Origin of the sequence: Geodermatophilus tzadiensis, assembly GCF_003002915.1 — a bacterium.
Lineage (GTDB): Bacteria > Actinomycetota > Actinomycetes > Mycobacteriales > Geodermatophilaceae > Geodermatophilus > Geodermatophilus tzadiensis.
The window spans coordinates 75484-101735 of record NZ_PVTG01000015.1; the positions used below are offsets into that span (position 1 = coordinate 75484).

The 26252-nt window shown below is 76.3% G+C and carries 31 protein-coding genes; 9 read left to right on the forward strand and 22 right to left on the reverse strand.

The genetic code is table 11. From position 1 onward, the window contains the following. Window positions 1-15: 15 nt before the first annotated feature. The 11 genes from LY71_RS17920 to LY71_RS17970 form a co-directional block, all read right to left on the reverse strand. Window positions 16-207 (reverse strand): hypothetical protein, encoded by a 192-nt coding sequence (locus LY71_RS17920; protein WP_106280158.1) that lies wholly within the window; start codon window positions 205-207, stop codon window positions 16-18. A gap of 149 nt (window positions 208-356) precedes the next feature. After that, the gene (locus LY71_RS17925; protein ID WP_245888019.1) at window positions 357-632 is read right to left on the reverse strand and encodes an acylphosphatase; all 276 of its coding nucleotides are present in this window, start codon (window positions 630-632) and stop codon (window positions 357-359) included. Further along, entirely contained in the window at window positions 629-1507 is an 879-nt protein-coding gene (gene mutM, locus LY71_RS17930; protein WP_106280163.1) for a bifunctional DNA-formamidopyrimidine glycosylase/DNA-(apurinic or apyrimidinic site) lyase, read from the reverse strand. Before mutM ends, LY71_RS17925 begins: the two co-directional genes overlap by 4 nt. A gap of 3 nt (window positions 1508-1510) precedes the next feature. Beyond that, complete coding sequence (gene rnc, locus LY71_RS17935; RefSeq protein ID WP_106280165.1) at window positions 1511-2296, reverse strand: ribonuclease III; 786 nt, start codon at window positions 2294-2296, stop codon at window positions 1511-1513. A gap of 11 nt (window positions 2297-2307) precedes the next feature. Beyond that, on the reverse strand, window positions 2308-2487 hold the full coding sequence (rpmF, locus tag LY71_RS17940; protein WP_075014296.1) for a 50S ribosomal protein L32: 180 nt from the start codon (window positions 2485-2487) through the stop codon (window positions 2308-2310). A 2-nt stretch (window positions 2488-2489) separates the two neighbouring features. Then, entirely contained in the window at window positions 2490-3038 is a 549-nt protein-coding gene (locus tag LY71_RS17945; protein ID WP_245888021.1) for a YceD family protein, read from the reverse strand. 284 nt (window positions 3039-3322) lie between these two features. Next, window positions 3323-4012 (reverse strand): SPFH domain-containing protein, encoded by a 690-nt coding sequence (locus tag LY71_RS17950; protein WP_106280169.1) that lies wholly within the window; start codon window positions 4010-4012, stop codon window positions 3323-3325. Next, on the reverse strand, window positions 4009-4488 hold the full coding sequence (gene coaD, locus LY71_RS17955) for a pantetheine-phosphate adenylyltransferase (RefSeq protein WP_106280171.1): 480 nt from the start codon (window positions 4486-4488) through the stop codon (window positions 4009-4011). Before coaD ends, LY71_RS17950 begins: the two co-directional genes overlap by 4 nt. After that, the gene (gene rsmD / locus LY71_RS17960) at window positions 4485-5039 is read right to left on the reverse strand and encodes a 16S rRNA (guanine(966)-N(2))-methyltransferase RsmD (RefSeq protein ID WP_106280173.1); all 555 of its coding nucleotides are present in this window, start codon (window positions 5037-5039) and stop codon (window positions 4485-4487) included. Before rsmD ends, coaD begins: the two co-directional genes overlap by 4 nt. Then, window positions 5036-7222: an ATP-dependent DNA helicase RecG gene (gene recG, locus LY71_RS17965; RefSeq protein WP_245888022.1), complete on the reverse strand. Its 2187-nt coding sequence runs from the start codon at window positions 7220-7222 to the stop codon at window positions 5036-5038. Before recG ends, rsmD begins: the two co-directional genes overlap by 4 nt. A 7-nt stretch (window positions 7223-7229) precedes the next feature. Beyond that, the gene (locus LY71_RS17970) at window positions 7230-8822 is read right to left on the reverse strand and encodes a DAK2 domain-containing protein (RefSeq protein ID WP_106280177.1); all 1593 of its coding nucleotides are present in this window, start codon (window positions 8820-8822) and stop codon (window positions 7230-7232) included. A gap of 178 nt (window positions 8823-9000) precedes the next feature. On the opposite strand from LY71_RS17970, the gene rpmB reads away from it, so the two are divergent. Then, complete coding sequence (rpmB, locus tag LY71_RS17975; RefSeq protein ID WP_425283681.1) at window positions 9001-9183, forward strand: 50S ribosomal protein L28; 183 nt, start codon at window positions 9001-9003, stop codon at window positions 9181-9183. Window positions 9184-9313: 130 nt separating this feature from the next. On the opposite strand, the gene LY71_RS17980 is transcribed toward rpmB, so the two are convergent. The 3 genes from LY71_RS17980 to LY71_RS17990 are packed head-to-tail and all read right to left on the reverse strand — an operon-like array spanning window position 9314 to window position 11488. Next, window positions 9314-9940, reverse strand: a complete 627-nt coding sequence (locus LY71_RS17980; protein WP_106280179.1) for a cytidylate kinase-like family protein — start codon at window positions 9938-9940, stop codon at window positions 9314-9316. Next, the gene (locus tag LY71_RS17985; protein ID WP_106280182.1) at window positions 9928-10470 is read right to left on the reverse strand and encodes a GNAT family N-acetyltransferase; all 543 of its coding nucleotides are present in this window, start codon (window positions 10468-10470) and stop codon (window positions 9928-9930) included. Before LY71_RS17985 ends, LY71_RS17980 begins: the two co-directional genes overlap by 13 nt. Then, window positions 10454-11488: a thiamine-phosphate kinase gene (locus LY71_RS17990; protein WP_106280184.1), complete on the reverse strand. Its 1035-nt coding sequence runs from the start codon at window positions 11486-11488 to the stop codon at window positions 10454-10456. Before LY71_RS17990 ends, LY71_RS17985 begins: the two co-directional genes overlap by 17 nt. A 92-nt stretch (window positions 11489-11580) precedes the next feature. Here LY71_RS17990 and LY71_RS17995 point away from each other — a divergent pair, with 92 nt between their 5' ends. Together LY71_RS17995 and LY71_RS18000 are read left to right on the forward strand one after the other, a co-directional pair. Then, the gene (locus LY71_RS17995) at window positions 11581-11814 is read left to right on the forward strand and encodes an Lrp/AsnC ligand binding domain-containing protein (protein WP_091108133.1); all 234 of its coding nucleotides are present in this window, start codon (window positions 11581-11583) and stop codon (window positions 11812-11814) included. A 126-nt stretch (window positions 11815-11940) separates the two neighbouring features. Next, window positions 11941-12426: a DUF3515 domain-containing protein gene (locus tag LY71_RS18000; RefSeq protein WP_245888023.1), complete on the forward strand. Its 486-nt coding sequence runs from the start codon at window positions 11941-11943 to the stop codon at window positions 12424-12426. Between the two features lies 1 nt (window position 12427). Here the strand turns inward: LY71_RS18000 and LY71_RS18005 are convergent, their stop codons facing one another. Further along, window positions 12428-13078: a hypothetical protein gene (locus tag LY71_RS18005; RefSeq protein WP_106280188.1), complete on the reverse strand. Its 651-nt coding sequence runs from the start codon at window positions 13076-13078 to the stop codon at window positions 12428-12430. After that, entirely contained in the window at window positions 13075-14223 is a 1149-nt protein-coding gene (locus LY71_RS18010) for a D-alanine--D-alanine ligase family protein (protein WP_106280190.1), read from the reverse strand. The genes LY71_RS18005 and LY71_RS18010 overlap by 4 nt, the downstream gene beginning before the upstream one ends. Before the next feature lie 212 nt (window positions 14224-14435). Between LY71_RS18010 and LY71_RS18015 the strand changes: the two genes are divergently transcribed. Then, window positions 14436-15131, forward strand: coding sequence for a CDP-alcohol phosphatidyltransferase family protein (locus tag LY71_RS18015; protein WP_245888024.1), 696 nt, complete (start codon window positions 14436-14438; stop codon window positions 15129-15131). 36 nt (window positions 15132-15167) lie between these two features. On the opposite strand, the gene LY71_RS18020 is transcribed toward LY71_RS18015, so the two are convergent. The 3 genes from LY71_RS18020 to LY71_RS18030 are packed head-to-tail and all read right to left on the reverse strand — an operon-like array spanning window position 15168 to window position 18132. After that, on the reverse strand, window positions 15168-16307 hold the full coding sequence (locus LY71_RS18020) for a cystathionine gamma-lyase (protein ID WP_106280192.1): 1140 nt from the start codon (window positions 16305-16307) through the stop codon (window positions 15168-15170). Then, window positions 16304-17326, reverse strand: a complete 1023-nt coding sequence (locus LY71_RS18025; RefSeq protein ID WP_106280194.1) for an NAD(P)H-dependent glycerol-3-phosphate dehydrogenase — start codon at window positions 17324-17326, stop codon at window positions 16304-16306. The genes LY71_RS18020 and LY71_RS18025 overlap by 4 nt, the downstream gene beginning before the upstream one ends. Beyond that, entirely contained in the window at window positions 17323-18132 is an 810-nt protein-coding gene (locus LY71_RS18030; protein WP_245888027.1) for a lysophospholipid acyltransferase family protein, read from the reverse strand. The genes LY71_RS18025 and LY71_RS18030 overlap by 4 nt, the downstream gene beginning before the upstream one ends. A gap of 99 nt (window positions 18133-18231) precedes the next feature. Here LY71_RS18030 and cofC point away from each other — a divergent pair, with 99 nt between their 5' ends. Genes cofC through LY71_RS18045 form a run of 3 tightly spaced genes read left to right on the forward strand, consistent with a single transcriptional unit; the run spans window position 18232 to window position 21962 of the window. Next, window positions 18232-18873, forward strand: a complete 642-nt coding sequence (gene cofC, locus LY71_RS18035; RefSeq protein WP_106280196.1) for a 2-phospho-L-lactate guanylyltransferase — start codon at window positions 18232-18234, stop codon at window positions 18871-18873. Between the two features lie 52 nt (window positions 18874-18925). Then, window positions 18926-21043 carry an RNA degradosome polyphosphate kinase gene (locus LY71_RS18040; protein ID WP_211297412.1) on the forward strand — a complete coding sequence of 706 codons (2118 nt, stop codon included), beginning with the start codon at window positions 18926-18928 and terminating at the stop codon, window positions 21041-21043. Continuing rightward, window positions 21033-21962: an NUDIX hydrolase gene (locus tag LY71_RS18045; protein ID WP_106280201.1), complete on the forward strand. Its 930-nt coding sequence runs from the start codon at window positions 21033-21035 to the stop codon at window positions 21960-21962. The genes LY71_RS18040 and LY71_RS18045 overlap by 11 nt, the downstream gene beginning before the upstream one ends. Window positions 21963-21981: 19 nt before the next feature. Here the strand turns inward: LY71_RS18045 and leuD are convergent, their stop codons facing one another. Then, on the reverse strand, window positions 21982-22587 hold the full coding sequence (gene leuD / locus LY71_RS18050) for a 3-isopropylmalate dehydratase small subunit (protein ID WP_106280203.1): 606 nt from the start codon (window positions 22585-22587) through the stop codon (window positions 21982-21984). 33 nt (window positions 22588-22620) lie between these two features. Then, window positions 22621-24033, reverse strand: coding sequence for a 3-isopropylmalate dehydratase large subunit (gene leuC / locus LY71_RS18055; protein ID WP_106280206.1), 1413 nt, complete (start codon window positions 24031-24033; stop codon window positions 22621-22623). 75 nt (window positions 24034-24108) lie between these two features. Here leuC and LY71_RS18060 point away from each other — a divergent pair, with 75 nt between their 5' ends. Both LY71_RS18060 and LY71_RS18065 read left to right on the forward strand, forming a co-directional pair. Further along, window positions 24109-24789 (forward strand): IclR family transcriptional regulator, encoded by a 681-nt coding sequence (locus tag LY71_RS18060; protein WP_245888031.1) that lies wholly within the window; start codon window positions 24109-24111, stop codon window positions 24787-24789. A gap of 49 nt (window positions 24790-24838) precedes the next feature. Beyond that, complete coding sequence (locus LY71_RS18065) at window positions 24839-25945, forward strand: sulfite oxidase (RefSeq protein WP_106280211.1); 1107 nt, start codon at window positions 24839-24841, stop codon at window positions 25943-25945. Here LY71_RS18065 and LY71_RS18070 read toward each other — a convergent pair. Continuing rightward, window positions 25939-26250 (reverse strand): hypothetical protein, encoded by a 312-nt coding sequence (locus tag LY71_RS18070; protein WP_106280214.1) that lies wholly within the window; start codon window positions 26248-26250, stop codon window positions 25939-25941. The genes LY71_RS18065 and LY71_RS18070 overlap by 7 nt on opposite strands. Window positions 26251-26252: the final 2 nt, after the last annotated feature.

Below are 26252 nucleotides of genomic sequence, written 5' to 3' on the forward strand. Positions count from 1 at the left end.
GACGGGGCCGAGTTACTAGGCGAGGGCGGGCTCGGCGTTGTCGCCGGCCAGGCTGAGCAGCTCGTGCGCGATGGCGGCGTCCCGCTGCGACCGCAGCTCGGCCAGCTCCTGCTCCAGACGGCGCACCTTGGCCCGCAGCACCGCGTTCTCCTCGAGTACGCGGAGCTCCGCACCGGACACGACGGAACCGAACAGGGCCTTGGCCATGGCGAAACGGCCTCTCACAGCTCGTGGGGGTTGCCCGGCGCCCCGGGACGTCGGTCGGCGCGGGCTCGGTACCACCAGGGTGACAGCACCGGACACGCAGGTCAACGCCAAGGACGCAGTCCTCCCGTGTCGGGCGGATGTCGTCTTGGTCACCCCGTGGTGAACCCGCGTCCCCCGCTCAGCGGCCGCTCCTCCTGCACCACTCCGGTGACCGCGCCGGGGGCGCGCGGCCCCTCGAGCGCGGCGACGACGGCGCGCACGTCGTCGGCGGGCCCCTCCAGCTCCACCTCGACGCGGCCGTCGGGCAGGTTGCGCGCCCAGCCCGCCAGGCCCGCGGCGTCGGCCAGGCCGCGCACGAACCAGCGGTAGCCCACGCCTTGCACGTGCCCGGAGACGAGCGCGTGCACCCGGACGGCGTCGCTCACGACCGCCTCGCGCGGGGGCGCGGCTGGCACTGCGGGCAGCTGTAGCTCGACCGGTTCATGAACGACTCCCGCACGATCGGCGTCCCGCAGCGCGGGCAGGGCCGGTCCACCTGCCCGTAGACGGCGAGGAAGCGGGAGAAGTAGCCGCTCTGCCCGTTGACGTCGACGTAGAGCGAGTCGAACGACGTCCCGCCCTGCGCCAGCGCCTCGCCGAGCACGCTGCGCACGCCGTCGAGCAGATCGGCGACCTGCGCGCGGGTGAGCCGGTCGGTCGGGCGGGTGCCGTGCAGCCGGGCGCGCCACAGCGCCTCGTCGGCGTAGATGTTGCCGACGCCGCCGACGAGCGTCTGGTCGAGCAGCGCGCGCTTGACCTCGGTCCGCCGGCGGCGCAGCGCGGCGCTGAACCCGGACTCGTCGAAGGAGGGGTCCAGCGGGTCGATGGCGATGTGCGCCACCCGCGGGGGGACGCCCTCACCGTCCGGTGCGTCCTCCACGGCCAGACCGCCGAAGGTGCGCTGGTCGACGAAGCGCAGCTCGCGGCCGCCGTCGGTGAAGGTGAACCGCGCGCGCAGGTGCGACTCGTCGGGCTGGGAGGGCTTCTCGACCAGCAGCTGGCCGCTCATGCCCAGGTGGGCCACCAGCGCCCGCCCCGAGGCGGTGCCGTCGGGCTCGGCCAGCGGCAGCCACAGGTACTTGCCGCGGCGGTGGGCGGCGGTGAGGGTGCGGCCGGTCAGCGCACCCACGAAGTGCTCGGTGCCCTCGAGGTGGCGGCGGACGGCGCGGGGGTGGTGCACCTCGACGGAGGCGACGGTGCGCCCGGCGACCCAGCGCGCCAGGCCGCGCCGCACCACCTCGACCTCGGGCAGCTCGGGCACGGGTCAGGCCCCGGCGTCGTCGGCGGTCTCCCGCCCGTTCGACAGGGCGCGCCAGGCGGCCTCGGCGGCCTCCTGCTCGGCGGCCTTCTTGGTGCGCCCGGTCCCGCGGCCGCGGACGACGTCGGCCAGCGACACCGCCGCGGTGAACACCTTGGCGTGCGGCGGACCCTCGTCGGCGACGGCGTAGACCGGTGCGCCCAGGCCGTGGGCGGCGCCGAGCTCCTGCAGGCTGGTCTTCCAGTCCAGGCCGGCGCCGCGGGTGGCGGACTCGACCAGCAGCGGGTCGAACAGCCGGTGCACGATCGCGGCCGCTGTGTCCAGCCCCAGACCCAGGTGCAGCGCGCCGATCAGCGCCTCGAGCGCGTCGGCGAGGATGGAGTCCTTCTCGCGGCCGCCGGTGGTCTCCTCACCGCGGCCGAGCAGCAGGTGCGGCCCGAGTCCGCCGGCGCCGAGCCGGCGGGCGACGCCGGCCAGCGAGGTCATGTTGACCACCGACGCGCGCAGCTTGGCCAGCCGGCCCTCGGGCAGGTCGGGCTGGCTGCGGTAGAGCTCGTCGGTGACGACCAGGCCGAGCACCGAGTCGCCGAGGAACTCCAGGCGCTCGTTGGTCGGCAGGCCGCCGTGCTCGTAGGCGTAGGAGCGGTGCGTCAGCGCCAACGCCAGCAGGCCGCCGGGCAGCTCGACGCCGAGGGCGTCGAGCAGCCAGGCGGCCGCGCGGTCGGCGTGCGCCTGTCCCGCCGGCGAGCCGCCGTCGGGGACGGCTGCCGTGCGGGGAGGGGCGCTGCCCACGAGGAGCCGGGTCAGACCGAGAGGACCTGGCGGCCGGCGTGCTGGCCGCAGTTCGGGCAGGCCTGGTGCGGCGGCTTGAGCTGACCGCAGGCGCGGTTGGGGCAGGGGGTGAGCGTGGGGGCGCTCGCCTTCCACTGCGACCGGCGGGCGCGGGTGTTGGCGCGGGACATCTTCCGCTTCGGGACGGCCACGGTCAGTTCTCCTCAGGGTCGTCCGGACGGTCGGTGACCGCTCCGGTGGTGAAACGGCCGGCGAGGCCGGCCCAGCGGGGGTCGACCAGCTCGTGGGAGTGGTCGGCCGGGAGGTCGTCGAGGCGCTGGCCGCAGCCCGAGCACAGGCCCGCGCAGTCCTCGGTGCAGGTGGGCGAGAGCGGGAGGGCCAGGACGACGGCGTCGCGGACCATCGGCTCGAGGTCGATCCGCTCGCCCTCGACGAGGCGGACCTCGTCCTCCTCGCTCGTGGCCTCCGTCGTGCTGCCGGGGTAGGCGTAGAGCTCCTGGACGTCGAGCTCGAGGGTGTCCTCGACCGGGTCCAGGCACCGGGCGCACTGGCCCTGCACCGGCACCTCGACGTCGCCGGAGACCAGCACGCCCTCCATCACCGACTCCAGGCGAAGCCGCAGGTGCACCGGGGCGCCGTCGGGCACGCCGATGAGCTCGAGCCGCCAGCCCGCGGGTGCCGGGATGGTGCGGTCGAGCTCCTGCAGGGAGCCCGCGCGGCGGCCGAGCTCGCGCAGTTCCACGGCCCAGGGGTTGGCGGCGGGACGCCGGGCGTCGGTGGACGCGGCGCCTGGGCGGTTCGGTGCGGCAGGCATGTCGGTACTCGCGGGTCGCAGGTGGGAGGGGATCCGGCCGGGGAGGTCACCGGTGGACCAGCACCCGAGACTACCCGATCCCGCGGGGACGCCGTCCGGCCGACCGGGAGCCGGCGTCCTCCCTCCCCGCAGCGCGTCCTACCCGACGTCCCACGGTGCGGTGGGACACGCGACGATCAGGTCACCTGATCCTCGCGCGCCCACCCCTGCTGTCAGGAGTCGCGCAGCGTGGAGCGGGCCTTCTCCACCGAGCGCAGCATCCGCTCGAGGGTGCTGCCGAAGTCGGCCAGCCGGGTGTCGACGTACTCGTCGACCTCCGCGCGCATCCGGTTCACCTCGGCCACGGTCTGCGCGCCCAGCTCGTCGGAGCGGTGGACCGCACCGCGGTAGACCTCGGTCTCGCTGACCAGCCGCTCGTGCTCGGCCTCGGCCGCGGCCAGCAGCTCCGCCTGCTGGGCCTGCGCGTCGGCGAGCAGCGCCTCGTGGTGGGCACGCGCCTCGGCGAGCACCCGGTCGGCCTCCGCCTCGGCCTGGGCGAGCAGGTCGTCGGCCTCGGCCTGGGCCTGGGCGAGGACCTCGTCGCGCTGCCGGCGGGCGGAGCCGAGGACCTCCTCGCGCTGCCGGCGGGCGGCGGCCACGAGCCGGTCGGCCTCCTCGCGGGTGCGGCCGGTGAGCTGCTCGGCCTCGGCCTGGGCCTGTTCGAGGATCTCGGTGCGCTGCTCGACGATCGCCCCGGCGGCGTGCACCTCGTCGGGGAGGTTCTCCCGCAGGTCGTCGAGCAGGTCGAGCAGGTGGTCGCGCGGCACCATGCAGGAACCCGACATGGGCACGCTGCGGGCGTTCTCGATGACCCGGCTGAGCTCGTCGACGACCTCGTAGAGCCGGTAGACGACCTCGGTCACGAGGTCTCCCGCTTGGTCAGCAGCCGCTCGAGCACGCCTTTGGGCACCAGCCGGGACACGTCCCCGCCGAAGGTGGCGATCTGCTTGACCAGGCTCGAGGAGAGGTGGCCCACCTGCGGTGCGGTGGGCACGAACAGCGTCTCGATCCCGGCCAGCTCGCGGTTCATCTGTGCCATCTGCAGCTCGTACTCGAAGTCGGAGACGGCGCGCAGGCCCTTGACCACCACCGGCAGGTCGTGGCTCCGGCAGTAGTCGACCAGCAGGCCGGTGAAGCTGTCGACGACGACGTTGGGCAGCTCGGCCACCGCCTCGCGCAGCAGCTCCATGCGCTCGTCGACGGTGAACAGGCCCGCCTTGCCGGGGTTGACCAGCACGGCCACCACCAGCTCGTCGTAGAGCGCGGCGGCCCGGGTGATCACGTCGACGTGCCCGTTGGTGACGGGGTCGAACGACCCGGGACAGACCGCTCGCCTCACGGGAGCCGACCGTACCGGAGCAGCGCCTCGCCGTAGCGGCGGTCGCGGATCGGCTCGAGGGGTGTCGGCCACTCCCCCGGCGCCTCCCGCGCGGGCCGCTCGACCACGACCACGGCACCCGGGGCCAGCCACCGCCCCGCCACCAGCGCCCGCAGCACGTCGTCGACCTCGGCGGCCGGCGTGGCGTACGGCGGGTCGGCGAGCACCAGGTCGAAGCGGGCCGGCGGCGGACCGGACAGGACGCCGCGCACCGGCCCGGCCACCACCCGGGCGCCGGGCAGCCCCACGGCGGCGACGTTGGCGCGCAGCACCGGCAGCACCCGGGGGCCGTTCTCCACCAGCACGACCTGCGCCGCGCCGCGGGACAGCGCCTCCAGGCCGAGCGCACCGGAGCCGGCGTAGAGGTCGAGCACGGCGGCGCCCTCGAGGTCGAGCAGCGTGCCGAGGCTGTTGAACAGGCCCTCGCGGGCGCGGTCGCCGGTGGGCCGCACGCCGCTGGGCGGCACCCTGAGCCGCCGTCCCCCGGCCGCGCCGGAGATCAGCCGCGTCATGCCTTCTCGAGGTAGGTCGCGCGCTCGTCGGTGGCCAGCGCGGCGACCTCGGCGGCCAGCCCGGGGTGGTCGGCCAGCCCGCGGTCGGTGGCCAGCAGCGCGGCGGCCTCGGTCCGGGCGGCGGCGATGAGCTCCTCGTCCTCGAGCAACGACAGCAGCTTGACGTTCGACCGCCGGCCCGACTGCGCGGCGCCGAGGACGTCGCCCTCCCGCCGCGTCTCGAGGTCCACCCGGGCCAGCTCGAAGCCGTCGGAGGTCGAGGCGACCGCGGTCAACCGCGCCCCGGTGGCCGTGGTCAGCGGCAGCTCGGTCACCAGCAGGCACAGCCCCTGGTGCTTGCCACGGGCGACCCGGCCGCGCAGCTGGTGCAGCTGGCTGACGCCGAAGCGGTCGGCGTCCATGACGACCATGACGGTGGCGTTGGGCACGTCGACGCCGACCTCGACGACGGTGGTGGCCACCAGGACGTCGACCTCGCGGGCGGCAAAGGCCCGCATCGTCGCCTCCTTCGCCTCGGGCGTCATCCGGCCGTGCAGCACCGCCAGCCGCAGCCCCGCCAGCGGGCCCTCGTGCAGCGCCTCGGCGACGTCGAGCACGGCCAGCGGCGGGCGCCGGTCGCCGCCCGGGGTCTCCTCGGGGGCGCCGTCGGCGTCGTCGGGGGCGTCGGTCTCGGCGGTGCCGGTGTCGTCGTCGCCGATGCGCGGGCAGACGACGTAGGCCTGCCGCCCGGCGGCGACCTCCTCGCGCAGCCGCTCCCAGGCCCGGTCCAGCCAGGCCGGCTTGTCGCTGGCGGGGACGACGGAGCTGGCCACCCCGCCGCGGCCGCTGGGCAGCTGCCGCAGCACCGAGGTCTCCAGGTCGCCGTACACGGTCATGGCGACCGTGCGCGGGATGGGCGTGGCGGTCATCACGAGCACGTGCGGCGGGCGGTTGCCCTTGGCGCGCAGGGCGTCGCGCTGCTCGACGCCGAAGCGGTGCTGCTCGTCGACGACGACCAGGCCGAGGTCGGCGAAGTCGACGCCCTCCTGCAGCAGCGCGTGGGTGCCGACGACGATGCCGGCGCTGCCGTCGGCGACCGCGGCGCGGGCCTCCCGGCGGGCGGCGGCCCTGAGCGAGCCGGTGAGCAGCACCACCCGGGTGCCCGCCGGGTCCCCGTCGAGCTCGCCGGCGCGGGCGAGCGGGCCGAGCATCGCGGCGATGCTGCGGGCGTGCTGGGCGGCCAGCACCTCGGTGGGCGCCAGCAGCGCGGCCTGCCCGCCGGCGTCGACCACCTGCGCCATCGCCCGGAGCGCGACGACCGTCTTGCCCGAGCCGACCTCGCCCTGCAGCAGCCGGTGCATCGGGTGGTCGCGGGAGAGCTCGGCGGCCAGCTCCTCCCCCACCGCGCGCTGGCCCTCGGTGAGCTCGAACGGCAGCGCGGCGTCGACGGCGTCGAGCAGGCCGCCGCCGCGGCGCGGGCGGGCGGTGCCGGGCTCCAGCGCGGCGGCGCGGCGCCGGGCGGCGAGCACCAGCTGCAGGGTGAGCGCCTCGTCCCACTTGAGCCGCTCGGCGGCGCGGTCGACGTCGTCCTGCGAGGTCGGGCGGTGCACGTCGAGCAGGGCGGCCGGGAGGCTGGGCAGCCCGTGCCGGGCGCGCAGGTCCTCCGGCAGCGGGTCCTCGACGAAGCCGAAGCCGCCCGAGGCGTCGAGCAGCAGCCGCACCGACTTCTGCACCACCCAGCTGGAGACGTCCTTGGTGGCGGGGTAGATCGGGATGAGGGCGCGGGCCCAGTCCTCGTCGTCGTCGCCGGTGATCAGGTGGAAGTCGGGGTGGGCGAACTGCTTCGTGCGGCGGTACTCGCCGACGGTGCCCGCGAACAGCCCCCAGGCACCCTCGCGCAGGTTGCCGTGCTTCCGGTTGAAGAAGACCAGCTGCATCTCCCCGGCGCCGTCGCCCACGGTGACCTCGGTGAGCGAGCCGGGGCGGTTGCGCATCTTGCGGGTGGTCACCCGGCGGACCTGGGCCAGGACCGTGACGCGGTCGCCGACCTGGAGGTCGTCGAGCCGGGTCATCTCGCCGCGGCGGGCGTAGCGGCGCGGGTAGTGGCGCAGCAGGTCGCGGACGGTGTGCAGCTCGAGCGACTCGGCCATCGCCGTGGCGGTCTTGGGGCCGAGCACCCGGGACAGCGGGGTCTCGAGGGTCACCGCCACGTCACTCGACCCCCGCCTGCAGCGGGACCGTGCCCCCCGCGTCGTAGCGGACCACCTCGACGGTCGGGTGCGCCCGCGCCAGGTGCGCGCAGAGCGCGTCGCCCAGCGCCCGGTCGGGGCCGACCAGCAGGGTGGCCATCTCGCCGCCGGCCGACAGCAGCCGGTCGAGCAGGTCGCGGGCGACGCCGGCGAGGTCGGCGCCGACCACCACGACGTCGCCCTCGGCCGAGCCCAGGACGTCGCCGGCGCGGCACGGGCCGGCGCTGGTGAGCGCGTCCTGCCCGGCGACGGTGACCTCGGCCCACCGGGTGGCGGCGGCGGCCTCGGCCATGCCGATGACGTCGTCGCCGAAGCGCAGGGCCGAGTCGGCGACGGCGACGGCGGCCAGTCCCTGCACCGGCGCGCGGGTGGGGACCACCGCGACGTCGCGGCCGGCCTCCCGGGCGCGGGCCGCCGCCCGGGCGGCGACGGGGGTGAGCGCGGCGTCGTTGGGCAGCACGACGACGTCGGTGGCGGTGGAGGCGAGGACCGCGGCGAGCACGTCGTCCTCCCCGACGCCCCCGGGTCCGCCGGTGACCACGTGCACGCCCTCTCCGGTGAACAGCTCCGCGGGGCCGTCCCCGGGGACGAGGGCGACCACCGCGCGGCGGCCGGGCACGGGTGCGGCGGGGAGCACCGGGGCGAGCGGGGTCACCGCGATCCGGTGCGGCCGGCCGGCCTCGATGCCGGCCTCGATCGCCGCGCCGACCTCGCTGGTGTGCACGTGCACGTTCCACTCGCGGCCGGTGGGGGTGTCGACGCCGACGACGACGAGGCTGTCGCCGAGCGCGGCGAGCCGGGACTGCAGGCGGGCCACACCGGCCTCGTCGGCGTCGGCGAGCAGGTACTGCACCTCGCTGCCGGGACCGGGCGGGGGCTGGTGCGGGGTGTGGGCGGGGTCGCGGCGGCGCGGGGCGCCGGCGAGCAGCGGCGGGCGGGTGGGCTCGACCCCGGTGACGGTGGCGACCAGCGCGTCGAGGACCAGGCACAGCCCGGCGCCGCCGGCGTCGACGACCCCGGCGTCGCGGAGCACGTCGAGCTGGCCGGGGGTGGCCGCCAGCGCGGCGCGGGCGCCGTCGGCGGCGGCGGTGACCACGTCGGCGAGGCCGGCGCGGCCGGCGGCCACGGCCTCCCCCGCGGTCTCGGCCCCGGAGCGGGCCACGGTGAGGAAGGTGCCCTCCTCGGGGTCGGCGACCGCGGTGTAGGCGGTGTCGGCCGCCTTCTGCAGCGCGGCGGCCAGTGCCGGGCCGTCGGCGGGCTCCTGGCCGGCGAGGACGTCGGCGAGGCCGCGCAGCAGCTGGGCGAGGATCGTGCCGCTGTTGCCGCGCGCGCCGAGGACGGCGCCGCGGGCGAGCGCCGCCCAGGCGGGCTCCGCGCCGGCCGCCTCCAGGGTGGTGAGGGCCGCCTCGGCGGTGAGCAGCAGGTTGGTGCCGGTGTCGCCGTCGGGCACCGGGAAGACGTTGAGCTCGTCGAGCTGGTCGCGGCCCGCGGACAGCGCCGCGACCGCGGCCCGGCACCACTGTCCGACCGCGGCGTCGTCCAGCGCCTGCAGCACGGCCGGAGGGTACCCACGGGCACCGACCGCCCCGGCCGCGCCGCCCCGGCCGGCGCCGCTGCCCGGCCGCGGCGACGCTCCGCGCGACGAGCGGTTAGACTGGCCGACGGTCTTGCGGTCGCCGTCCGTGCGCCGCCGTTTGCTGACGAACTTCTGGGAGTGATCCACCGTGGCTGCCGTGTGCGATGTCTGTGGCAAGGGGCCCGGTTTCGGTATGTCGGTGTCGCACTCGCACCGCCGCACGCCGCGCCGTTGGAACCCGAACATCCAGTCGGTGCGGGCGCTGGTCGCGCCGGGCAACCGCCGCCGCATCAACGCCTGCACCTCGTGCATCCGCGCGGGCAAGGTCGTCCGCGCATAGTCGAAGGACCCTCCTGCCCCCCACCGCTCGCAGGCTCGCGGCGGGCCCCTGCAGGAGGGCCGTTCCAGCACGGGACGAGGACCCCGGAGGTCGACGACCTCCGGGGTCCTGCGCGTGCCCGGGATCCGGGCTAGCCGCCGATCCCCCGCGCCCGCGCCGCCGTCACGACCAGGTCGACGACGGTCTCCAGCGGCAGCGCCGTCCCGTCGACGACGAGGTGGTAGTGCCGCGCCGCCGCCGGGTCGCACCGGTAGAAGTGGCGGACGTAGGCCTCGCGCGTGCGGTCGTTGGCCTGCATCTCCTGCCGGATCTCGTCCTCGGGCCGGCCGTAGCGCAGCACCGCCGCCCGCAGCCGCGCCTCGGGCGGCCCGTCGAGCCGCACGTGCAGCGCGTCGGGACGGTCGCGCAGCACCATCGCGCCGGCCCGGCCGAGGACCACCCCGCCGGCGCCGTCGGCGATCTCGTGCAGCACCCGCTCGGTCTGCTCCCGGTAGGCCCGCTCGTCGGGCTGCGCGGGCAGCGGGACGACGCCGCCCACGGGGTCGGGCATGGCCCCGAGCGAGGCCACCAGCCGCCACAGGCCGCGCAGGACCCGCTCGTCGTTGGCCTCGGCGTCGTCCTGCGACACCCCCAGGCGCCCGGCCACCCGCGCCGGGATGGCGCGGTCGTGGAAGGGCAGGCCGAGCCGCTCGGCCACCGCCGGGGCCACCTCCGGCCCCCCGGACCCGTAGGACGCCGACACCGTCACGATGCCCACGGCTGCTCCTCCCGCTCCCCGGCCGGACCGGCCAGCTGCTTGCCCAGGAACACCGCTCCGGGTTCCCCGCCGTAGACGCCGAACCCCGGGACGGGCCCGTAGCCCATCGCCTCGTACAGCGCCACCGCCTCCGGCTGGCGGTACCCGGTGTTGAGCACCACCGCGCGGTACCCGGCACGGGCCGCCGACACCTCGAGGGCGGTCACGACCACCTGGGCGAGCCCGCGGCGGCGGTGCGTCGGCGCCACGTAGACCCGCTTGACCTCCGCCTCGCCCGGGGCACCCTCGGCGTGCCGCCGCCACGCGCCGCAGCCGGCGGGGACGCCGTCGACCTCGGCCACGAGGAACACCCCCGCCGGCGGCACGAACTCCGCGGGGTCGACGACGGCCTCGTCCGGTCCGCCGTAGCGGTCGACGTACTCCTGCTGCACCCGGTCGACCAGCGCGCGGGCCACCGGGTCGTCGTAGGGCACCGCGCGCAGGACGGCGACCGAGCCGTCCCGCAGCCGGACCTCAGCCGAAGTGGACATGCCCGGTCCTCCCCGCACCCAGCGCCGTCGCGACCTCCGCGGCCGGCTCCCCGCTCACGGTCACCCCCGGTTCCCCGGAGCGCACCTCCCCGACCGTCACCCAGCCCGGGGGCAGCGCGGCCCCGCCCGGGAAGGTGGCCAGCAGGGCGTGGTCCTCGCCGCCGGTGAGCACCCACGCGAGCGGGTCGGCGCCCAGCGCGGCGGCCACCTGCTGCAGCGGGCCCGGCGGCTCGAGCATCGTGCGCACCAGCGCCGCGCGGTCGACGTCGACCACCACGCCGCTGGCGGTCGCGAGGTGCCCGGCGTCGGCCAGCAGGCCGTCGCTGACGTCGCACATGGCGGTGGCGCCGGCGTCGGCGGCGGCCGGTCCCGCGGCGTAGGGCGGGCTGGGCCGCCGGTGCGCGGTGACCGCGGCCAGCGGGCTGCTGAAGCCGCGGCGCAGCACGGCCAGCCCGCAGGCCGACCAGCCCAGCCGCCCCGCGACGGCCAGCACGTCGCCGGGGCGGGCGCCCGAGCGCAGCACCGGCGCCCGCCCGCCGAGGTCGCCCAGCGCGGTCACGGACAGCACGACGGCGGCGCTGTCGGGCGCGGCGGCCACGGTGTCCCCGCCGACCACCGCGGCGCCCAGCGGCGCGCACTCGGCGGCCATGCCGGCGGCCACGCCCTCCAGCCAGGACGTGGGCGTGTCCGCGGGGCAGGCCAGCCCGACCAGCAGCGCGGTGGCCACCCCGCCCATCGCGGCGACGTCGGCGAGGTTGGCCGCGGCGGCCTTGTGCCCCACGTCCTCGGCCGAGGACCAGTCCCGCCGGAAGTGGCGGCCCTCCACGAGCACGTCGGTGGTCGCCACCACCCGGCCGTCGGGCACGCGCAGCACCGCGGCGTCGTCACCCGGTCCGACCTCCGCGGCCGCCGCGGACCCGGCCCGCGCGACCACCCGGGCGATGACCCCGAACTCCCCGACCACGCGGACGCTGTCGGCCAGGTCCTCGCGCGGGACCAGCGGACGGGGTCGTGTCACCGGGCCCTCCGGGGGGCTGCGGTAGGTTGCGCTCCGATCCGGCCGCCGGTGCCGGACCGGCACCGGCAGTGCTGCCCGAGGAAGGTCGTCCCGTGGTCCACGCCTACATCCTGATCCAGACCGAAGTCGGCAAGGCCGCCCAGGTGGCGTCGACGATCAGCGAGATCGCCGGCGTGACGAAGGCCGAGGACGTCACCGGCCCCTACGACGTCATCGTCCGCGCCGAGGCCGACACCGTCGACGACCTCGGCCGCCTGGTCGTCGCCCGCGTGCAGTCGGTCGACGGCATCACGCGCACGCTCACCTGCCCCGTCGTCAACATCTGAAGACCGCTGAGCGAGCCTCCCCCCGCCGACGGCGGGACCGGTCCCGGGGCCGCGCCCGACCGGCGACCCGACCCGCTGCGCCGGCCGGCGCTGCTCGCGCTGGCCGTCGCCGTCCCGGTGCTGGTCGTGGTCCTCGTGCTGACCACCGTCCTCGGCGGGGACGACGCGGACGACGACGGCGCGGTCGCGGACGTGAGCAGCGGCACCAGCCCGCAGCGCGCCGAGGACCTCCCGCCGCTGCCGGTCGAGGTGCCGGCCCCGACACCCGAGGCCGACGCGAACTGCCCGCAGCTGATGCAGGTGCTCCCCCTGGACCTGCTCGGCGACCCCGCCCGGCTGGTCGACAGCGACACCCCCTACGCCGCCGCGTGGGGGGACCCCGCGGTGGTGCTCGTGTGCGGCGTGCCGCAGCCGGCCGGACTGGTCCCCGGCGAGGGGCTGTTCACCATCAACGGGGTGACCTGGTACGTCGACCAGACCGATCCCGAGGCCACGGTGTGGACCGCGGTCGACCGGGCCGTCTACGTCGAGGTGAGCCTGCCGCCGGACGTCGACAGCGCCCCGGTGACCGCGCTCAGCGACGTCCTGGCCGCCACGCTGCCCGCCCGGTAGCTCAGGCCATCGGCAGCCGGTCGAGCTGGGCGAGCACCACCGCGCGCAGCTCCTCGGTGGCCGCCTCCGTGCTGTCGGCGACCGCGGTCACCGCGACGCTGAACACGCCGTGGGCGCACCAGGCGAACACGGCCGGACCGGCCAGGCGGGTGGCCGGGTCGGCCCCGTCGGCCGGCGTGGTCACGACCAGCAGGCTGCAGCCGCCGGGCAGGTCGGCCGGGTCGCGGCGCAGCACCCCCTCGTAGAGCGCCGCGTCGTTGCCCGCCAGGTCCTCGGCGTAGGCGGCGGCGCCGGCGTGCTCGTCGAACTGGTCGACGAACACGCTGGTCAGCGGCCCGGTGGTCGAGCCCCAGAAGCGCTCCCAGCCGTGCCGGTAGCCGTAGTCGCGCAGCACGGTGCGCTCGCGGGCAGGGTCCTCGGCGTAGGCGGCGACGTCGTCGACGGACTTGGCACCGGCGGGCGGCTGCAGGTCGCCGTCGGGGATGCGGGCCAGGCCGGAGGGCACCCGGGTGAGCACCAGCGCGCCGAGCTCCTCGACCGTCGCCGGGGTCGCCGTCGCCGGGGCCGGGGTGGCGCTGCCGACCACCGTCGGCGTGCAGCCGGTGAGGACCAGCAGGCCCACGGCGAGCGCGACCGACCGGCCCGGTGTCACCTCGGGGTCCGCGCGTCCCCCGGGCGGCCCGCGCGCGCCAGCGCCGAGGCGACCAGCCGGTCGACCAGCTCGGGGTGGCCGACCCCGCTGGCCGCCCACATCCGCGGGAACATCGAGATGGGCGTGAAGCCCGGCATCGTGTTGACCTCGTTGACCACCAGCCGCTCGGCGCCGTCGGGGCCGGTGCCGAGGAAGAAGTCCACACGGGCCAGCCCCTCGCAGTCCAGGGCGAGGTAGGCGCGGCAGGAGGCCGCCTGCACCATCCGCGTCTGCTCGGGCGTGAGGTCGGCCGGGACGTCGAACTCCACGGCGTCCTCGAGGTACTTGGCGCTGAAGTCGTACCAGTCGGTGCCGGCCTTGAGCCGGATCTCGGCGGGCAGGCTGGCCTCGGGCGGGCCGCCGTCGCGGCCGGCCAGCACGCCGCACTCGATCTCCCTCCCGGGGACGGCGGCCTCCACGACCACCTTCGGGTCGACGGCGGCGGCGGTGGCCACGGCCTCCGGGAACTGCGCCCAGTCGGTGACCTTGCTGATGCCGATGCTCGACCCGGCGCGGGAGGGCTTGACGAACACCGGCAGCCCCAGCCGCTCGCGGTCGGCGGCGGTGAGGACGTCGGGGTCGGGGCAGAGCGCTCCCCCGGCGTCGCGCAGCACCACGTGGTCGCCCTGCGGCAGCCCGGAGGCGGCCAGGAGCTTCTTGGTGAACTCCTTGTCCATCGACGCGGCGCTGGCGAAGACCCCGGACCCGACGTAGGGCAGCCCGCTCGTCTCCAGCAGCCCCTGGACGGTGCCGTCCTCGCCGTAGGCGCCGTGCAGCACCGGGAAGACGACGTCGACCTCGGTCAGCGCCGGGCCGATCGCGGCGGTCGGCTCCAGCACCGCCAGGCCGCGGCCGCCGGGGTCACCGACCAGCGACACCGCCGTCCCCCCGGTGACCTCGGGCAGCCGGCCGCCGTCGATGGCCAGCTGCTGCCCGGGGTCGGGCAGCACCCAGCGCCCGTCGCGGGCGATGCCCACCGGCACCACCTCGTAGCGCTCCGGGTCGAGGGCGGCGATGACGCTGCCCGCCGAGACGCAGGAGATGGCGTGCTCGGCGCTGCGCCCCCCGAACACGACCGCGACGCGCACCTTGCCTGTCCCGCTCATCGCGGCCGACCCTAGTCGACGCCGCGGACGCGTCCCGCGCTCCGGCAGGGCCGTGGCGCGCGCCGTGTGGGACTCTCGTCGCGATGCGGGAGAACGCGGCCCCCCCGGTGGACCCCCGGCCTCCGGCGACGACGGCACACGACGAGGGGCCTGACCAGGGGGCCGCCCCGGCGCGCCGTCACCCGCTCCGGCTGCGGCTGGCCGGTGCGGCGGTGCACGCCTACACCGCGCTGGGCTCGGTGCTGGCGCTGCTGTTCGTGCTCGCCGCGCTCGAGGGCGAGGTGGAGGCCGCGCTGTGGGTGGGGCTGGCCGCACTGGTGGTCGACGGCACCGACGGGATGCTGGCCCGCCGCGCGCGGGTCAAGGAGACGATCCCCTGGTTCGACGGCGCGCTGCTGGACAACATCGTCGACTACCTGACCTACGTCTTCGCGCCCGTCGTCCTGCTGTGGACCACCGGCGCGCTGCCGCACGGACCGCTGGGCTGGGCGCTCGGCGCGCTGCCGCTGCTGGCGTCGAGCTACCAGTTCTGCCGGGTCGATGCGAAGACCGACGACCACACCTTCCTCGGCTTCCCGAGCTACTGGAACGTCGTGGCGTTCTACGCGGTGGTGCTCGACCTGTCGCAGGTCGCCGTCGCGGTCACCCTCGTCGTCTGCTCGGTGCTGGTCTTCGTGCCGGTGCGCTACCTGTACCCGTCGCGCACCGAGGCGCTGTGGCAGGTGAGCATGCTGCTGACGGCGGTCTGGTTCATCTGCTACGCCGTGCTCGTCGTCCAGCTGCCCGACCCGAACCCGGTCGTCGTCGTGGTGTCGTTCGCCTACGTCGTCTACTACCTGGCCTTCAGCGGGTGGCTCACCGCCCGCGCCGCGCACCGCCGCCGCCGGGACGCCCGCGCCGCCGCCTGACCCCACCGGTCGTGGGCGGGTGCGCCCGGCGAGCGGTCAGGCGGCGTCGAGCCCGGCGAGCAGGTCGGCGACGACGTCGTCGGTGTCCTCGATGCCGCAGGAGAAGCGCACGAACCCCGCCGGGACGGCGTCCCCGCCCCACTGCGCCCGCCGGTCGACGGTGCTGTGCACGCCGCCGAAGCTGGTCGCCGCGGTCCACAGCCGGGTGGCGGCGAGGAAGCGCAGGACGGCGTCCTCGTCGGCCAGCTCCGCGGACACGACGCCGTTGGGGCGCAGCATCTGCCGGGTCGCCAGGGCGTAGGAGGCGTCGCCGGGCCGCCACGGCCAGCGCACGCCGGTGACCGCCGGGTGCCCGGCCAGCACGGCCGTCACGGCGTCGGCGGTGGCCGCCTGGCGGGCCAGCCGCAGGTCCAGCGTGCTCATCGACCGGTGGCCGAGCCACGCGTCGAAGGCGCCGGGCGTGGCACCGGTGTGGTCGCGCCAGCCCTTGAGCCGGTCGTACAGCTCGTCGGAGGTCGTCGACACGTGGCCCAGCAGCAGGTCGCTGTGCCCGGTGAGCGCCTTGGTGTCCGCGCCGACGGTGAGGTCGGCGCCCAGGGCCAGGGGGCGCTGCCCGAGCGGGGTGGCCGTGGTGTTGTCGACGGCGAGCAGCGCTCCGGCGGCGCGGGTGGCCGCGGCGACGGCGGCGACGTCGCACACGTCGAGGTGCGGGTTGCTCGGCGTCTCCAGGACCACCATCCGGGCGCCCTCGAGGTCGCCGCGGGCGGCGACCTCGGCGATCTCCGGCGTGGGCACGTACTCCACGCGCACGCCCAGCCGCTCCAGCTCGTCGCGGGCCAGCATCCGGGTGGCGTAGTAGCCGTCGGCGGGCAGCACCAGGCGGTCGCCGGCCGACACGAGGGCCGTCACCGCGGCGGTGACGGCGGCCATCCCGGTGGCGAAGGACAGGCAGCGGCCGCCGTCGAGCGCGCCGACCGCGGTCTCGAAGGCCCGGTACGTGGGGTGCTCGGTGCGGGCGTAGGCGTCGGTCCCGTTCGCGCGGGGCGGCAGGGCGCCGAGGTGGTAGGGCGCGGCGAACACCGGCGAGGGGCGCAGCGGCGTGCCGGGCACCGGCGGCAGGTCGCCGGCGTGGACCGACCGGGTGCCGTCCCCCCACCCGTCGGGCGGCGTCGTCACTCCGGCTTCGCCTCGCGGGACATGATCTCCTTGAGCACCAGCTGGGCCGGGACGCCGTCGTGGCAGACCTTCACGACCGCCTCGGTGAGCGGCACGTCGATGCCGTGGGCGCGCGCCAGCTCCAGCACCGGCCGGCAGCTCTTGACGCCCTCGGCCACCTGGCGCGTCTCGCGCTGCACCTCCTCCAGCGACATCCCGCGGCCGAGCTTCTCCCCGAAGGTGCGGTTGCGCGACAGCGGCGAGCTGCAGGTGGCCACCAGGTCGCCGAGGCCGGCCAGTCCGGCGAAGGTGGTCAGCTCCGCGCCGAGCGCGGTCCCGAGCCGGGCGGTCTCGGCCAGCCCGCGGGTGATCAGCGAGGCTCGGGTGTTGTCGCCGAACCCCATGCCCTCGGCGATGCCGCAGGCCAGCGCGATGACGTTCTTCACCGCCCCGCCGAGCTCGCAGCCGACCAGGTCGCGGTTGGTGTAGGGGCGGAAGTAGGGGGTGTGGCAGGCCGCCTGCAGCGCCGTCGCCCGGTCGTCGTCGGGGCAGGCGATGACGGTGGCCGCCGGCTGCTCCTCGGCGATCTCGCGGGCGAGGTTGGGGCCCGACAGGGCGGCCACCCGCTCGGGTCCGGCGCCGGTGACCTCGCAGATCACCTCGCTCATCCGCTTGGTGCTGCCCAGCTCGATGCCCTTCATCAGCGAGAGCAGACTGGCGTCGGGCGGCAGCAGCGGCGCCCAGGCGGTGAGGTTGGCCCGCAGCGACTGGGAGGGGACGGCGAGCACGACCACGTCGGCGCCGTCGAGGGCCAGCGCGGCGTCGACGGTCGCCGTCAGCGTCCGCGGGAGGCGCACGCCGGGGAGGTAGTCGGGGTTCTCCCCCGTCTCGGTGATCGCCTCGCACAGCTCCGGGCGGCGGGCGTGCAGCGTCACCGCGCAGCCGGCGTCGGCCAGCACCTTGGCGAACGTCGTCCCCCAGGAGCCCGCGCCGAGGACCGCGGCGCGGGTGCCGCGACCCGAGCGCTCCGGCCCGCTCACGCGGCGCTCCCGGGCAGGTCGCCGGGCAGCGACCGGCCCGGCCGCCGGGCGGACACCGGCGGCGCGGGCTCCCCGCGCAGCGCCGCCAGCTCGTCGCGCACCCGGCCCATGAGCAGGTCGGTGGTCGAGCGGAGCAGGTCGGGCGTCAGCGCCCGCCCGGCGCGCACCTCCGCCCGCAGCGCGGAGAGGTCCACCGGTTCCCCGATCGCGTAGTCGGTGGGCGTGCGCAGCCGCAGGTGCAGCTTCTTGGCGTGGTAGTCGTGCACCCGCTGCGGGCCCCACTGCGCCACCGGCAGCACGACGGCGTCGGTGGTCAGCGCCAGCCGGGCGACGCCGGTGCGCGCCTCCATGGGCCACCAGTCGGGGTCGCGGGTGACCGAGCCCTCGGGGTAGATGACCACGACGTTGCCGGCCTCGAGGTCGGCCGCGGCCGTCGACAGCGAGCCCCGGGCGTCCGAGGAGCCGCGCGCGACCGGGATCTGCCCGGCGTCGAGCAGGATGCGGCCCGCCAGCCCCCGGAAGACGGCCTGCTTGGCCAGGAAGTGCGGGATGCGGCCGTGGTCGTAGACCAGCCGCGCGCAGGCCAGCGGGTCGAGCACCGACACGTGGTTGACCACCAGCAGCACCGGGCCGGTGCGCGGGAACCGCTCGCCGTGCCGGTAGCGCAGCCGGAACAGCAGGGAGGCCACCGGGTAGATGACGACCACGGCGAGCCGGAGCGACCACGGCAGCCGGCCCCGCTCGTGCAGGACCCGCGGCCGCTGCTGCGCGACCGTCCCGCGCCCGGCGGACTGCTCCTCGGTCACCGGCACCCCTCCGCTCGGTCGTGATGACCGGCACATGATCGCACCGGACCCGCGGCCCCGGTCCGGCAGTGCCGTCCGGCGGTGGAGCGGTGTGCTCACATGGACCCCGTGCACTGGTCCGTGGTCGTCCCGGCGAAGCGGCTCGGCGCGGCCAAGACCCGCCTGCACCCGCTGACCGGCGGGCCCGGCGCGGGCGACCGGCACGCGGTGCTGGTGCTCGCGCTGCTGGCCGACACGGTGGCCGCCGCCCGCGCCTGTCCCGCGGTCGACGACGTCGTCGTGGTCACCGACGACGCCCGCGCCGCCGCGGCGGTCACCGCGCTGGGGGCGCGCACCGTGCCGGACGCGCCCGACCGCGGCCTCAACCCCGCCCTCGCCCACGGCGCGGGCGCCGCCGCGACCGCGGCGGTGGCCGCGCTGTCGTCGGACCTGCCGGCGCTGCGCCCGGCCGAGCTGGCGGCCGCGCTGGACGCCGCCGAGGCGGCACCGCGCGGCTTCGTCGCCGACGCCGCCGGGACCGGGACCACCCTGCTGACCGCGGCCGGCGTGCCGCTGGACCCGCACTTCGGGCGCGGTTCGGCCGCCGCGCACGCCGCCGCCGGGGCGCGGCCGCTGGGCGGGGACTGGCCGGGGCTGCGCCGCGACGTCGACACCCCCGCCGACCTCGCCGCGGCCGCCGCCCTGGGCGTGGGGACGGCGACCGCGGTGCTGCTGCCCCGGCTGCTGCCCCGCACCGGCTGAGCCACCCGCCGCGGGTCGTCCGCCGTTCACCCGGGTGCGGCACGATGACGCCGTGGCAGCGGAGACGACGACAGCCGACACGACGCGCACGCCGCAGGGGGAGGGACCGCCGGCGCTGCCCGCCGACCGCTTCCTCAACCGGGAGCTGTCCTGGCTGGACTTCAACGCGCGGGTGCTCGAGCTGGCCGAGGACGGGACGCTGCCGCTGCTGGAGCGGGTCAAGTTCCTGGCGATCTTCGCGGGCAACCTCGACGAGTTCTACATGGTGCGCATCGCCGGCCTCAAGCGGCGGCTGAGCACCGGGCTGACCGTCCGCTCCCCCGACGGGCTCACCATCCGCGAGCAGCTGGCGCGGGTCACCGAGCGGACGCAGGAGCTGGTGCACCGGCACGCGGTCACCTTCGAGCAGGACGTCACGCCGCGGCTGGAGGCGGCCGGCATCCGGATCGTGCACTGGTCCGACCTCGCCGAGCCCGAGACCCGGCGGCTGCGGGAGTACTTCCGCGACCAGGTGTTCCCGGTGCTCACCCCGCTGGCGGTCGACCCGGCGCACCCGTTCCCCTACATCAGCGGCCTGTCGCTCAACCTCGCGGTCCAGGTGCGCGACCCCGACACCGGCAACCGGCACTTCGCCCGGCTGAAGGTGCCCAACAACGTGCCGCGGTTCGTCCCGGTGGGGGCCGCCCAGGCGCCGGACGCGACCGGCCAGGCGACGTTCCTGCCGCTCGAGGACCTCATCTCCGCCCACCTGACGTCGCTGTTCCCCGGTCTCGACGTGGTCGACCACCACCTGTTCCGGGTCACCCGCAACGCCGACCTCGAGGTGGAGGAGGACCGCGACGAGGACCTGCTGCAGGCCCTCGAGCGGGAGCTGGCCCGCCGCCGGTTCGGCCCGGCCGTGCGGCTGGAGGTGACCGAGACGATGGACCCGCAGATCCTCGACGTCCTCGTCTCCGAGCTCGAGGTCAGTCCGCAGGACGTCGTCACCGTGCCCGGCCTGCTCGACCTGGCGTCGCTGTGGGCGCTGTACGACCTCGACCGGCCGGAGCTCAAGGACGAGCCGTTCGTGCCGGCCACCCACCCGCGGCTGTCCGAGGGCGAGACGCCCAAGAGCGTGTTCGCCACGCTGCGCGAGGGCGACGTGCTGGTGCACCACCCCTACCACTCGTTCGCGACCAGCGTGCAGCGCTTCATCGAGCAGGCCGCGGCCGATCCGCACGTGCTGGCGATCAAGCAGACGCTCTACCGCACCTCCGGCGACTCGCCGATCGTCACCGCGCTCATCGAGGCCGCCGAGGCCGGCAAGCAGGTCGTGGTGCTGGTGGAGGTCAAGGCGCGCTTCGACGAGGAGGCCAACATCACGTGGGCCCGGTCGCTGGAGCGGGCCGGCTGCCACGTCGTCTACGGGCTGGTGGGCCTCAAGACGCACTGCAAGACCGCGCTGGTGGTGCGCCGGGAGAGCGGCGTCATCCGCCGCTACGTGCACATCGGGACGGGCAACTACAACCCCAAGACCGCCCGCCTCTACGAGGACCTCGGCATCCTCACCGCCGACCCGCGGGTGGGCGCCGACCTCACCGACCTGTTCAACACCCTCACCGGCTACTCGCGGCAGACCAGCTACCGGCAGCTCATGGTGGCGCCGCACGGCATCCGCAGCGGGCTGGTCGACAAGATCCGCCGGGAGGCGCGGCACGCGGCCGAGGGCCGGCCCTGCGGCATCCGGTTCAAGGTGAACTCCCTGGTCGACGAGGGGGTCATCGACGCGCTCTACGAGGCCGCGCGGGCCGGCGTCCCCGTGGAGCTGTTCATCCGCGGCATCTGCGCGCTGCGGCCGGGGGTGCCCGGGCTGTCCGAGGGCATCCGGGTGCGCTCGATCGTCGGCCGGTTCCTGGAGCACTCGCGGGTGATGGCCTTCTGCAACGGCGGGGAGCAGGAGTGGTGGATCGGCAGCGCCGACCTCATGCACCGCAACCTCGACCGCCGCGTCGAGGTGCTGCTGCGGGTCTGCGACGAGACCGCGCAGCGCGAGCTGCAGCGGGTCTTCGACGCCGCGATGGCCCCGGGCGTGGGCTGCTGGGAGCTCGGCCCCGAGGGCACCTGGACCCGCACCGCCGGGCGCGACTACCAGGCCGCGCTGACGGCCGCGGTGACCGAGCATGCCGGCTGAGGGCGGACGCGGGGTCGTCGCCGCGGCCGGCGGTGCCGTCTGGCGGACGACGGCCGGCGGGGGGCTGGAGACCGCTCTGGTGCACCGCGAGCGCTACGACGACTGGTCGCTGCCCAAGGGCAAGCTCGACGCCGGGGAGAACGCGCTGGCCGCCGCCGTCCGCGAGGTGCGGGAGGAGACCGGCCTCGACGTCGTCGCCGGCCGGCGCAGCCTGCGCACGCGGTACACCGTCGCCCAGGGCGACAAGCACGTCGACTACTGGCTGATGCAGGCCGTCGGCGACCCGCGGGAGTTCACGCCCAACCACGAGGTCGACGAGCTGCGCTGGCTGCCGGTCGACGAGGCCGCGGACCTCGTCACCCACGAGCACGACCGCGCGGTGCTGGCCGACCTCGCGCGCACCGACCTCCCGCGGGTGCCCCGGCTGCTGCTGGTGCGGCACGCCAAGGCGGGCAGCCGCAGCGACTGGGACGGCCCCGACGACGAGCGGCCGCTGGAGGCCCAGGGCCGGCGGCAGGCCCGGCAGCTGGCCGAGGTGCTGCCGCTGTTCGGCCCGGTCGAGCTGCTGACCGCCGCGCGGGTGCGCTGCCGCCAGACGCTGGAGCCGCTGGCCCTGCGCACCGGCCTGCCGCTGCAGGACCTGCCGGAGCTCGGCGAGGAGGAGTTCTCCGCCGACCCGGAGGCCGCCCTGGCCGTGGTCGAGCGGCTGCTGGCCCCGCGCGGGGCCCCGGGGGTCAGCGTGGTGTGCAGCCAGGGCGGGGCCATCCCGTCGGTGCTGGTGGCCCTCGGCGTCCGGTGGGAGGGCACCCGGGTGCACCCGCCGGCGGCCAAGGGCAGCGTCTGGGCGCTGGGCGGCCGGCCCGGCGCGCTGGCCGCCGACTACTACCGCGACCTGGGCCCCGACCCCGACGCGCCCTGAGGCGCGCCGGGGATCCGGGTCACGCGGGCAGCGCCGGGAGCGCCTTCGGCAGCCAGGGGGAGCGGCGGGCCTCGTAGGCCTGGACGTCGGCGAGGTGGCGCTCGGTGAGGCCGACGTCGTCGAGGCCCTCGAGCAGCCGCCAGCGGGTGTACTCGTCGACCTCGAACGCGACGGTGGTGTCGCCGTAGGTGACCCGCCGCTCCTGCAGGTCGACGGTCACCGGCGTGGCCGGATCGGCCTCGACGGCGGCCCACAGCGCCTCGACGTCGGCCTGCGGCAGCACGACGGTGAGCAGCCCCGCCTTGGTCGAGTTGTTCTTGAAGATGTCGGCGAACCGCGAGCTGATGACGGCGCGGAAGCCGCCGTCCATCAGCGCCCAGACCGCGTGCTCCCGCGACGAGCCGGTGCCGAAGTCGGGGCCGGCGACCAGGATCGAGGCGTCGGCGTACTGCGGCTGGTTGAGCACGAAGTCGGGCTCGTTGCGCCGCCAGGCCACGAACAGCCCGTCCTCGAAGCCGGTGCGGGTGATCCGCTTGAGGTACTCGGCCGGGATGATCTGGTCGGTGTCGACGGCGCTGCGGCGCAGCGGGGCGGCGGTGCCGGTGTGCGTGGTGAAGGGCTGCATCTCAGACTCCTGCCGGGGTGGTGGGGCGGGTGGTCACGGCGCGACGTCGGCCAGGTCGGCGGGGGCGGTCAGCTTCCCGGTGAGGGCGGTGGCGGCGGCCACGGACGGCGAGACGAGGTGGGTGCGCCCGCCCTTGCCCTGGCGGCCCTGGAAGTTGCGGTTGCTGGTGGAGGCCGACCGCTCCCCCGGCTGCAGCTGGTCGGGGTTCATGCCCAGGCACATCGAGCACCCCGCCCCCCGCCACTCGGCGCCGGCCTCGGTGAACACGCGGTCGAGGCCCTCGGCCTCGGCCTGCAGCTTGACGCCGACCGACCCGGGGACGACGAGCATCCGGGTGGAGGCGTCGATCCGCTTCCCGCGCAGCAGCGCGGCGGCCGTCCGGAGGTCCTCGATGCGGCCGTTGGTGCAGGAGCCGAGGAAGACGGTGTCCACCTCGATCTCGCGCAGCGGCGTGCCGGGGGTCAGGCCCATGTAGGCCAGGGCCTGCTCGGCGGCGCGGCGCTCGTTCTCGTCGGTCATGGCGGCCGGGTCGGGCACCGACTCGCCGATCGGCAGCCCCTGGCCGGGGTTGGTGCCCCAGGTGACGAACGGGGTGAGCTCGGCGGCGTCGAGGACGACCTCGGTGTCGAAGGCCGCGCCCTCGTCGGTGCGCAGCGTGCGCCAGTGCTCGACGGCGGCGTCCCAGTCGGCGCCCTGGGGGGCGTGCGGGCGGCCCCGCAGGAAGTCGAACGTGGTCTGGTCGGGGGCGATCAGCCCGGCGCGGGCGCCGGCCTCGATCGACATGTTGCAGATCGTCATCCGGGCCTCCATCGACAGCGCCTCGATGGCGCTGCCGCGGTACTCGATGACGTGGCCCGCGGCGCCGTTGGTGCCGATCCGGGCGATGACGGCGAGGATGACGTCCTTCGCCGAGACGCCCTCCGGGAGCCGGCCCTCGACGGTGACGGCCATCTGCCTCGGGCGGTACTGCGGCAGCGTCTGGGTGGCCAGCACGTGCTCGACCTCGCTGGTGCCGATGCCGAAGGCGAGCGCTCCGAAGGCGCCGTGGGTGGAGGTGTGGCTGTCGCCGCAGACGATCGTCATCCCCGGCTGGGTCAGCCCGAGCTGCGGGCCGATGACGTGCACGATGCCCTGGTCGCGGTCGCCCATCGGCGCGAGCCGGATGCCGAACTCCGCCGCGTTGGTCCGCAGCGCCTCGACCTGGGCCCGGCTGACCGGGTCGGCGATCGGCGCGAGGATGTCCAGCGTCGGGACGTTGTGGTCCTCGGTGGCCATGGTGAGGTCGGGCCGGCGGACCGTGCGACCGGCGGCGCGCAGGCCGTCGAAGGCCTGCGGGCTGGTCACCTCGTGCACGAGGTGCAGGTCGATGTAGAGCAGGTCGGGCTCGCCCTCGGCACTGCGCACGACGTGGGCGTCGTAGACCTTCTCCGCCAGGGTCTTCGGCACGGGTCCCTCCCGGGGTGGCCATCTCATTGAGTGAGATGAGAGTATTGCTGTGTGGGACAGCCTAACCCCGTCGCCGTGCTGGACAAAGCGGTGGCCATCCTGCGCGCCGTCGCGCAGCAGCCCGCCTCGCTCGCCGACCTGGTCGCGCGCACCGAGCTGCCGCGGGCCACGGCGCACCGGCTGGCCGTCGCGCTGGAGGGCCACCGGCTGCTGCGGCGCACCCCGGCGGGCTCGTGGGCGCCGGGCCCGGCGCTGGCCGAGCTCGGCCACGGCAGCGCCGACCTCGCGCAACTGGCCGGCCGGCACCTGGTGGTGCTGCGCGACGCCAGCGGGGAGAGCGCGCAGTTCTACGTGCGCGAGGGCGGCACCCGGGTCTGCGTGGCGGCCGCCGAGCGGGCCCACGGCCTGCGCGACACCGTGCCGGTCGGCGCGCGGCTGCCCATGACGGCGGGCTCGGCGGCGCACGCGCTGCTGGCGTTCGCGCCGGCCGAGGAGGTCACGCCGCTGCTGCCCGGCGCCAGCTTCACCGCCCGCACGCTGCTCGACGTCCGCCGGCGGGGCTGGGCGCACAGCGTCGCCGAGCGCGAGCCCGGGGTGGCGTCGCTGTCGGCGCCGGTGCGCGACCCGGGCGGCGCGGTGCTGGGCGCGGTGTCCATCTCCGGCCCGGTCGAGCGGCTGGGCCGCCGTCCGTCGCCGGACGTGGTCGGCGCCGTCCTCGAGGCCGCCTCGGCGATCGGGCGCGCCGCGGGCAGCTGACGGACCCCGAGGGGTTCCCCGTGCCGTCCGCCCGGCGAAGACTCCCGCCATGGCGACGACGGAGCCCACGCACCGCGGCCGCGCCCGGATCGCCGAGCCCGGGGAGGGCATCGGCCTCGACGAGCTGGCGCTGGCCACCCGCAACCACGGGATGCCGCTGGAGGCGCTGCGCTACGACGTCACGCCGCCGGGCCTGCACTACGTGCTCACCCACTACGACATCCCCGCCGTCGACCCCGGCGACTGGTCGCTGGAGGTCGGCGGCGCGGTGGCGCGCCCGCTGCGCCTGGACCTCGACGCGCTGCGCCGCCGTCCGGCCGTGACCGCGCGCGTGCTGCTCGAGTGCGCCGGCAACGGCCGCGCCCGGCTGGAGCCCCGGCCGGTGAGCCAGCCCTGGCTGCTGGAGGCCGTGGGCAGCGCCGAGTGGACCGGCACGCCGCTGGCCCCGCTGCTGCGGGAGGCGGGCGTCTCCCCCGGCGCGGTCGACGTCGCCTTCACCGGCGCCGACCACGGCGTCGAGGGCGGCCGGGAGCAGGACTACTCCCGCGGCCTGCCGCTGGCCGAGGCGCTGCGCCCGGACGTGCTGCTGGCCTGGGGCATGAACGGCGCTCCCCTGCCGCCGCAGCACGGCGCTCCGCTGCGGCTGCTGGTCCCCGGCTGGTACGGCATGGCGCACGTCAAGTGGCTGACCCGGATCGAGGTGCTCGACCGGCCGTTCACCGGCTTCCAGAACGCCGTCGCCTACCGGATCAAGGTCGACGCGCACGAGGCCGGCGTCCCGGTCACCCGGATCGCGCCCCGCGCGCTGCTGGCCCCACCCGGCTGGCCGGACTTCCTGACCCGCGAGCGCTTCCTCCGCCCGGGCCCGGTGGCGCTCACCGGGCGGGCGTGGTCGGGCCGCGCCCCGGTGACCGGGGTCGAGGTGAGCACCGACGGCGGCGCCACCTGGACCCCGGCCCACCTGGCCCCGGCCGACCCGGCGCACCCCTGGACGTGGCGGGCGTGGACCTGCGCGTGGGACGCCCGCCCGGGCCGCCACGAGCTGGTCGTGCGCGCCGCCGACGCCGAGGGCGCCCAGCCGGTGCAGCAGCGCTGGAACCGCCAGGGCATGGCCAACAACCTGGTGCAGCGGGTGCCGGTCACCGTCCGTCAGTGACCGGCGGTGGCCCGCCCGCTGCCGTCGTCCTCGGGGTCCTGCCGGTCCGGCGGGGCCTCGACGACGATCGGGCGCAGCCGGGACCACAGCGCGAACGCCGCGGCGAACACCAGCATCGCCAGGCCCGCCCACAGGTTGGCGTTGACGTCGCCGGTGCGCTCCCGGTCGGCCGCGGTGTCGCTGAACAGGCCCAGGAGGACCAGCACGACGCCGTAGAAGCCGATCAGCGCGGCGATGACGTTGCGGACGTCGAAGGCCCCCGCTGCGTGCTTGGCCGGGGTGGCGCTGTTGCTGCTGCTGCTCATGG

Coding starts and splice junctions, on each gene's coding strand:
- LY71_RS17920 (WP_106280158.1), bottom strand. CDS start 207: ATGGCCAAGGCCCTGTTCGGTTCCGTCGTGTCCGGTGCGGAGCTCCGC.
- LY71_RS17985 (WP_106280182.1), bottom strand. CDS start 10,470: ATGTCCACTTCGGCTGAGGTCCGGCTGCGGGACGGCTCGGTCGCCGTC.
- LY71_RS18045 (WP_106280201.1), top strand. CDS start 21,033: ATGCCGGCTGAGGGCGGACGCGGGGTCGTCGCCGCGGCCGGCGGTGCC.
- rsmD (WP_106280173.1), bottom strand. CDS start 5,039: ATGACGCGGCTGATCTCCGGCGCGGCCGGGGGACGGCGGCTCAGGGTG.
- LY71_RS18070 (WP_106280214.1), bottom strand. CDS start 26,250: ATGAGCAGCAGCAGCAACAGCGCCACCCCGGCCAAGCACGCAGCGGGG.
- cofC (WP_106280196.1), top strand. CDS start 18,232: ATGGACCCCGTGCACTGGTCCGTGGTCGTCCCGGCGAAGCGGCTCGGC.
- LY71_RS18010 (WP_106280190.1), bottom strand. CDS start 14,223: ATGAGCGGGACAGGCAAGGTGCGCGTCGCGGTCGTGTTCGGGGGGCGC.
- LY71_RS18065 (WP_106280211.1), top strand. CDS start 24,839: ATGGCGACGACGGAGCCCACGCACCGCGGCCGCGCCCGGATCGCCGAG.
- leuD (WP_106280203.1), bottom strand. CDS start 22,587: ATGCAGCCCTTCACCACGCACACCGGCACCGCCGCCCCGCTGCGCCGC.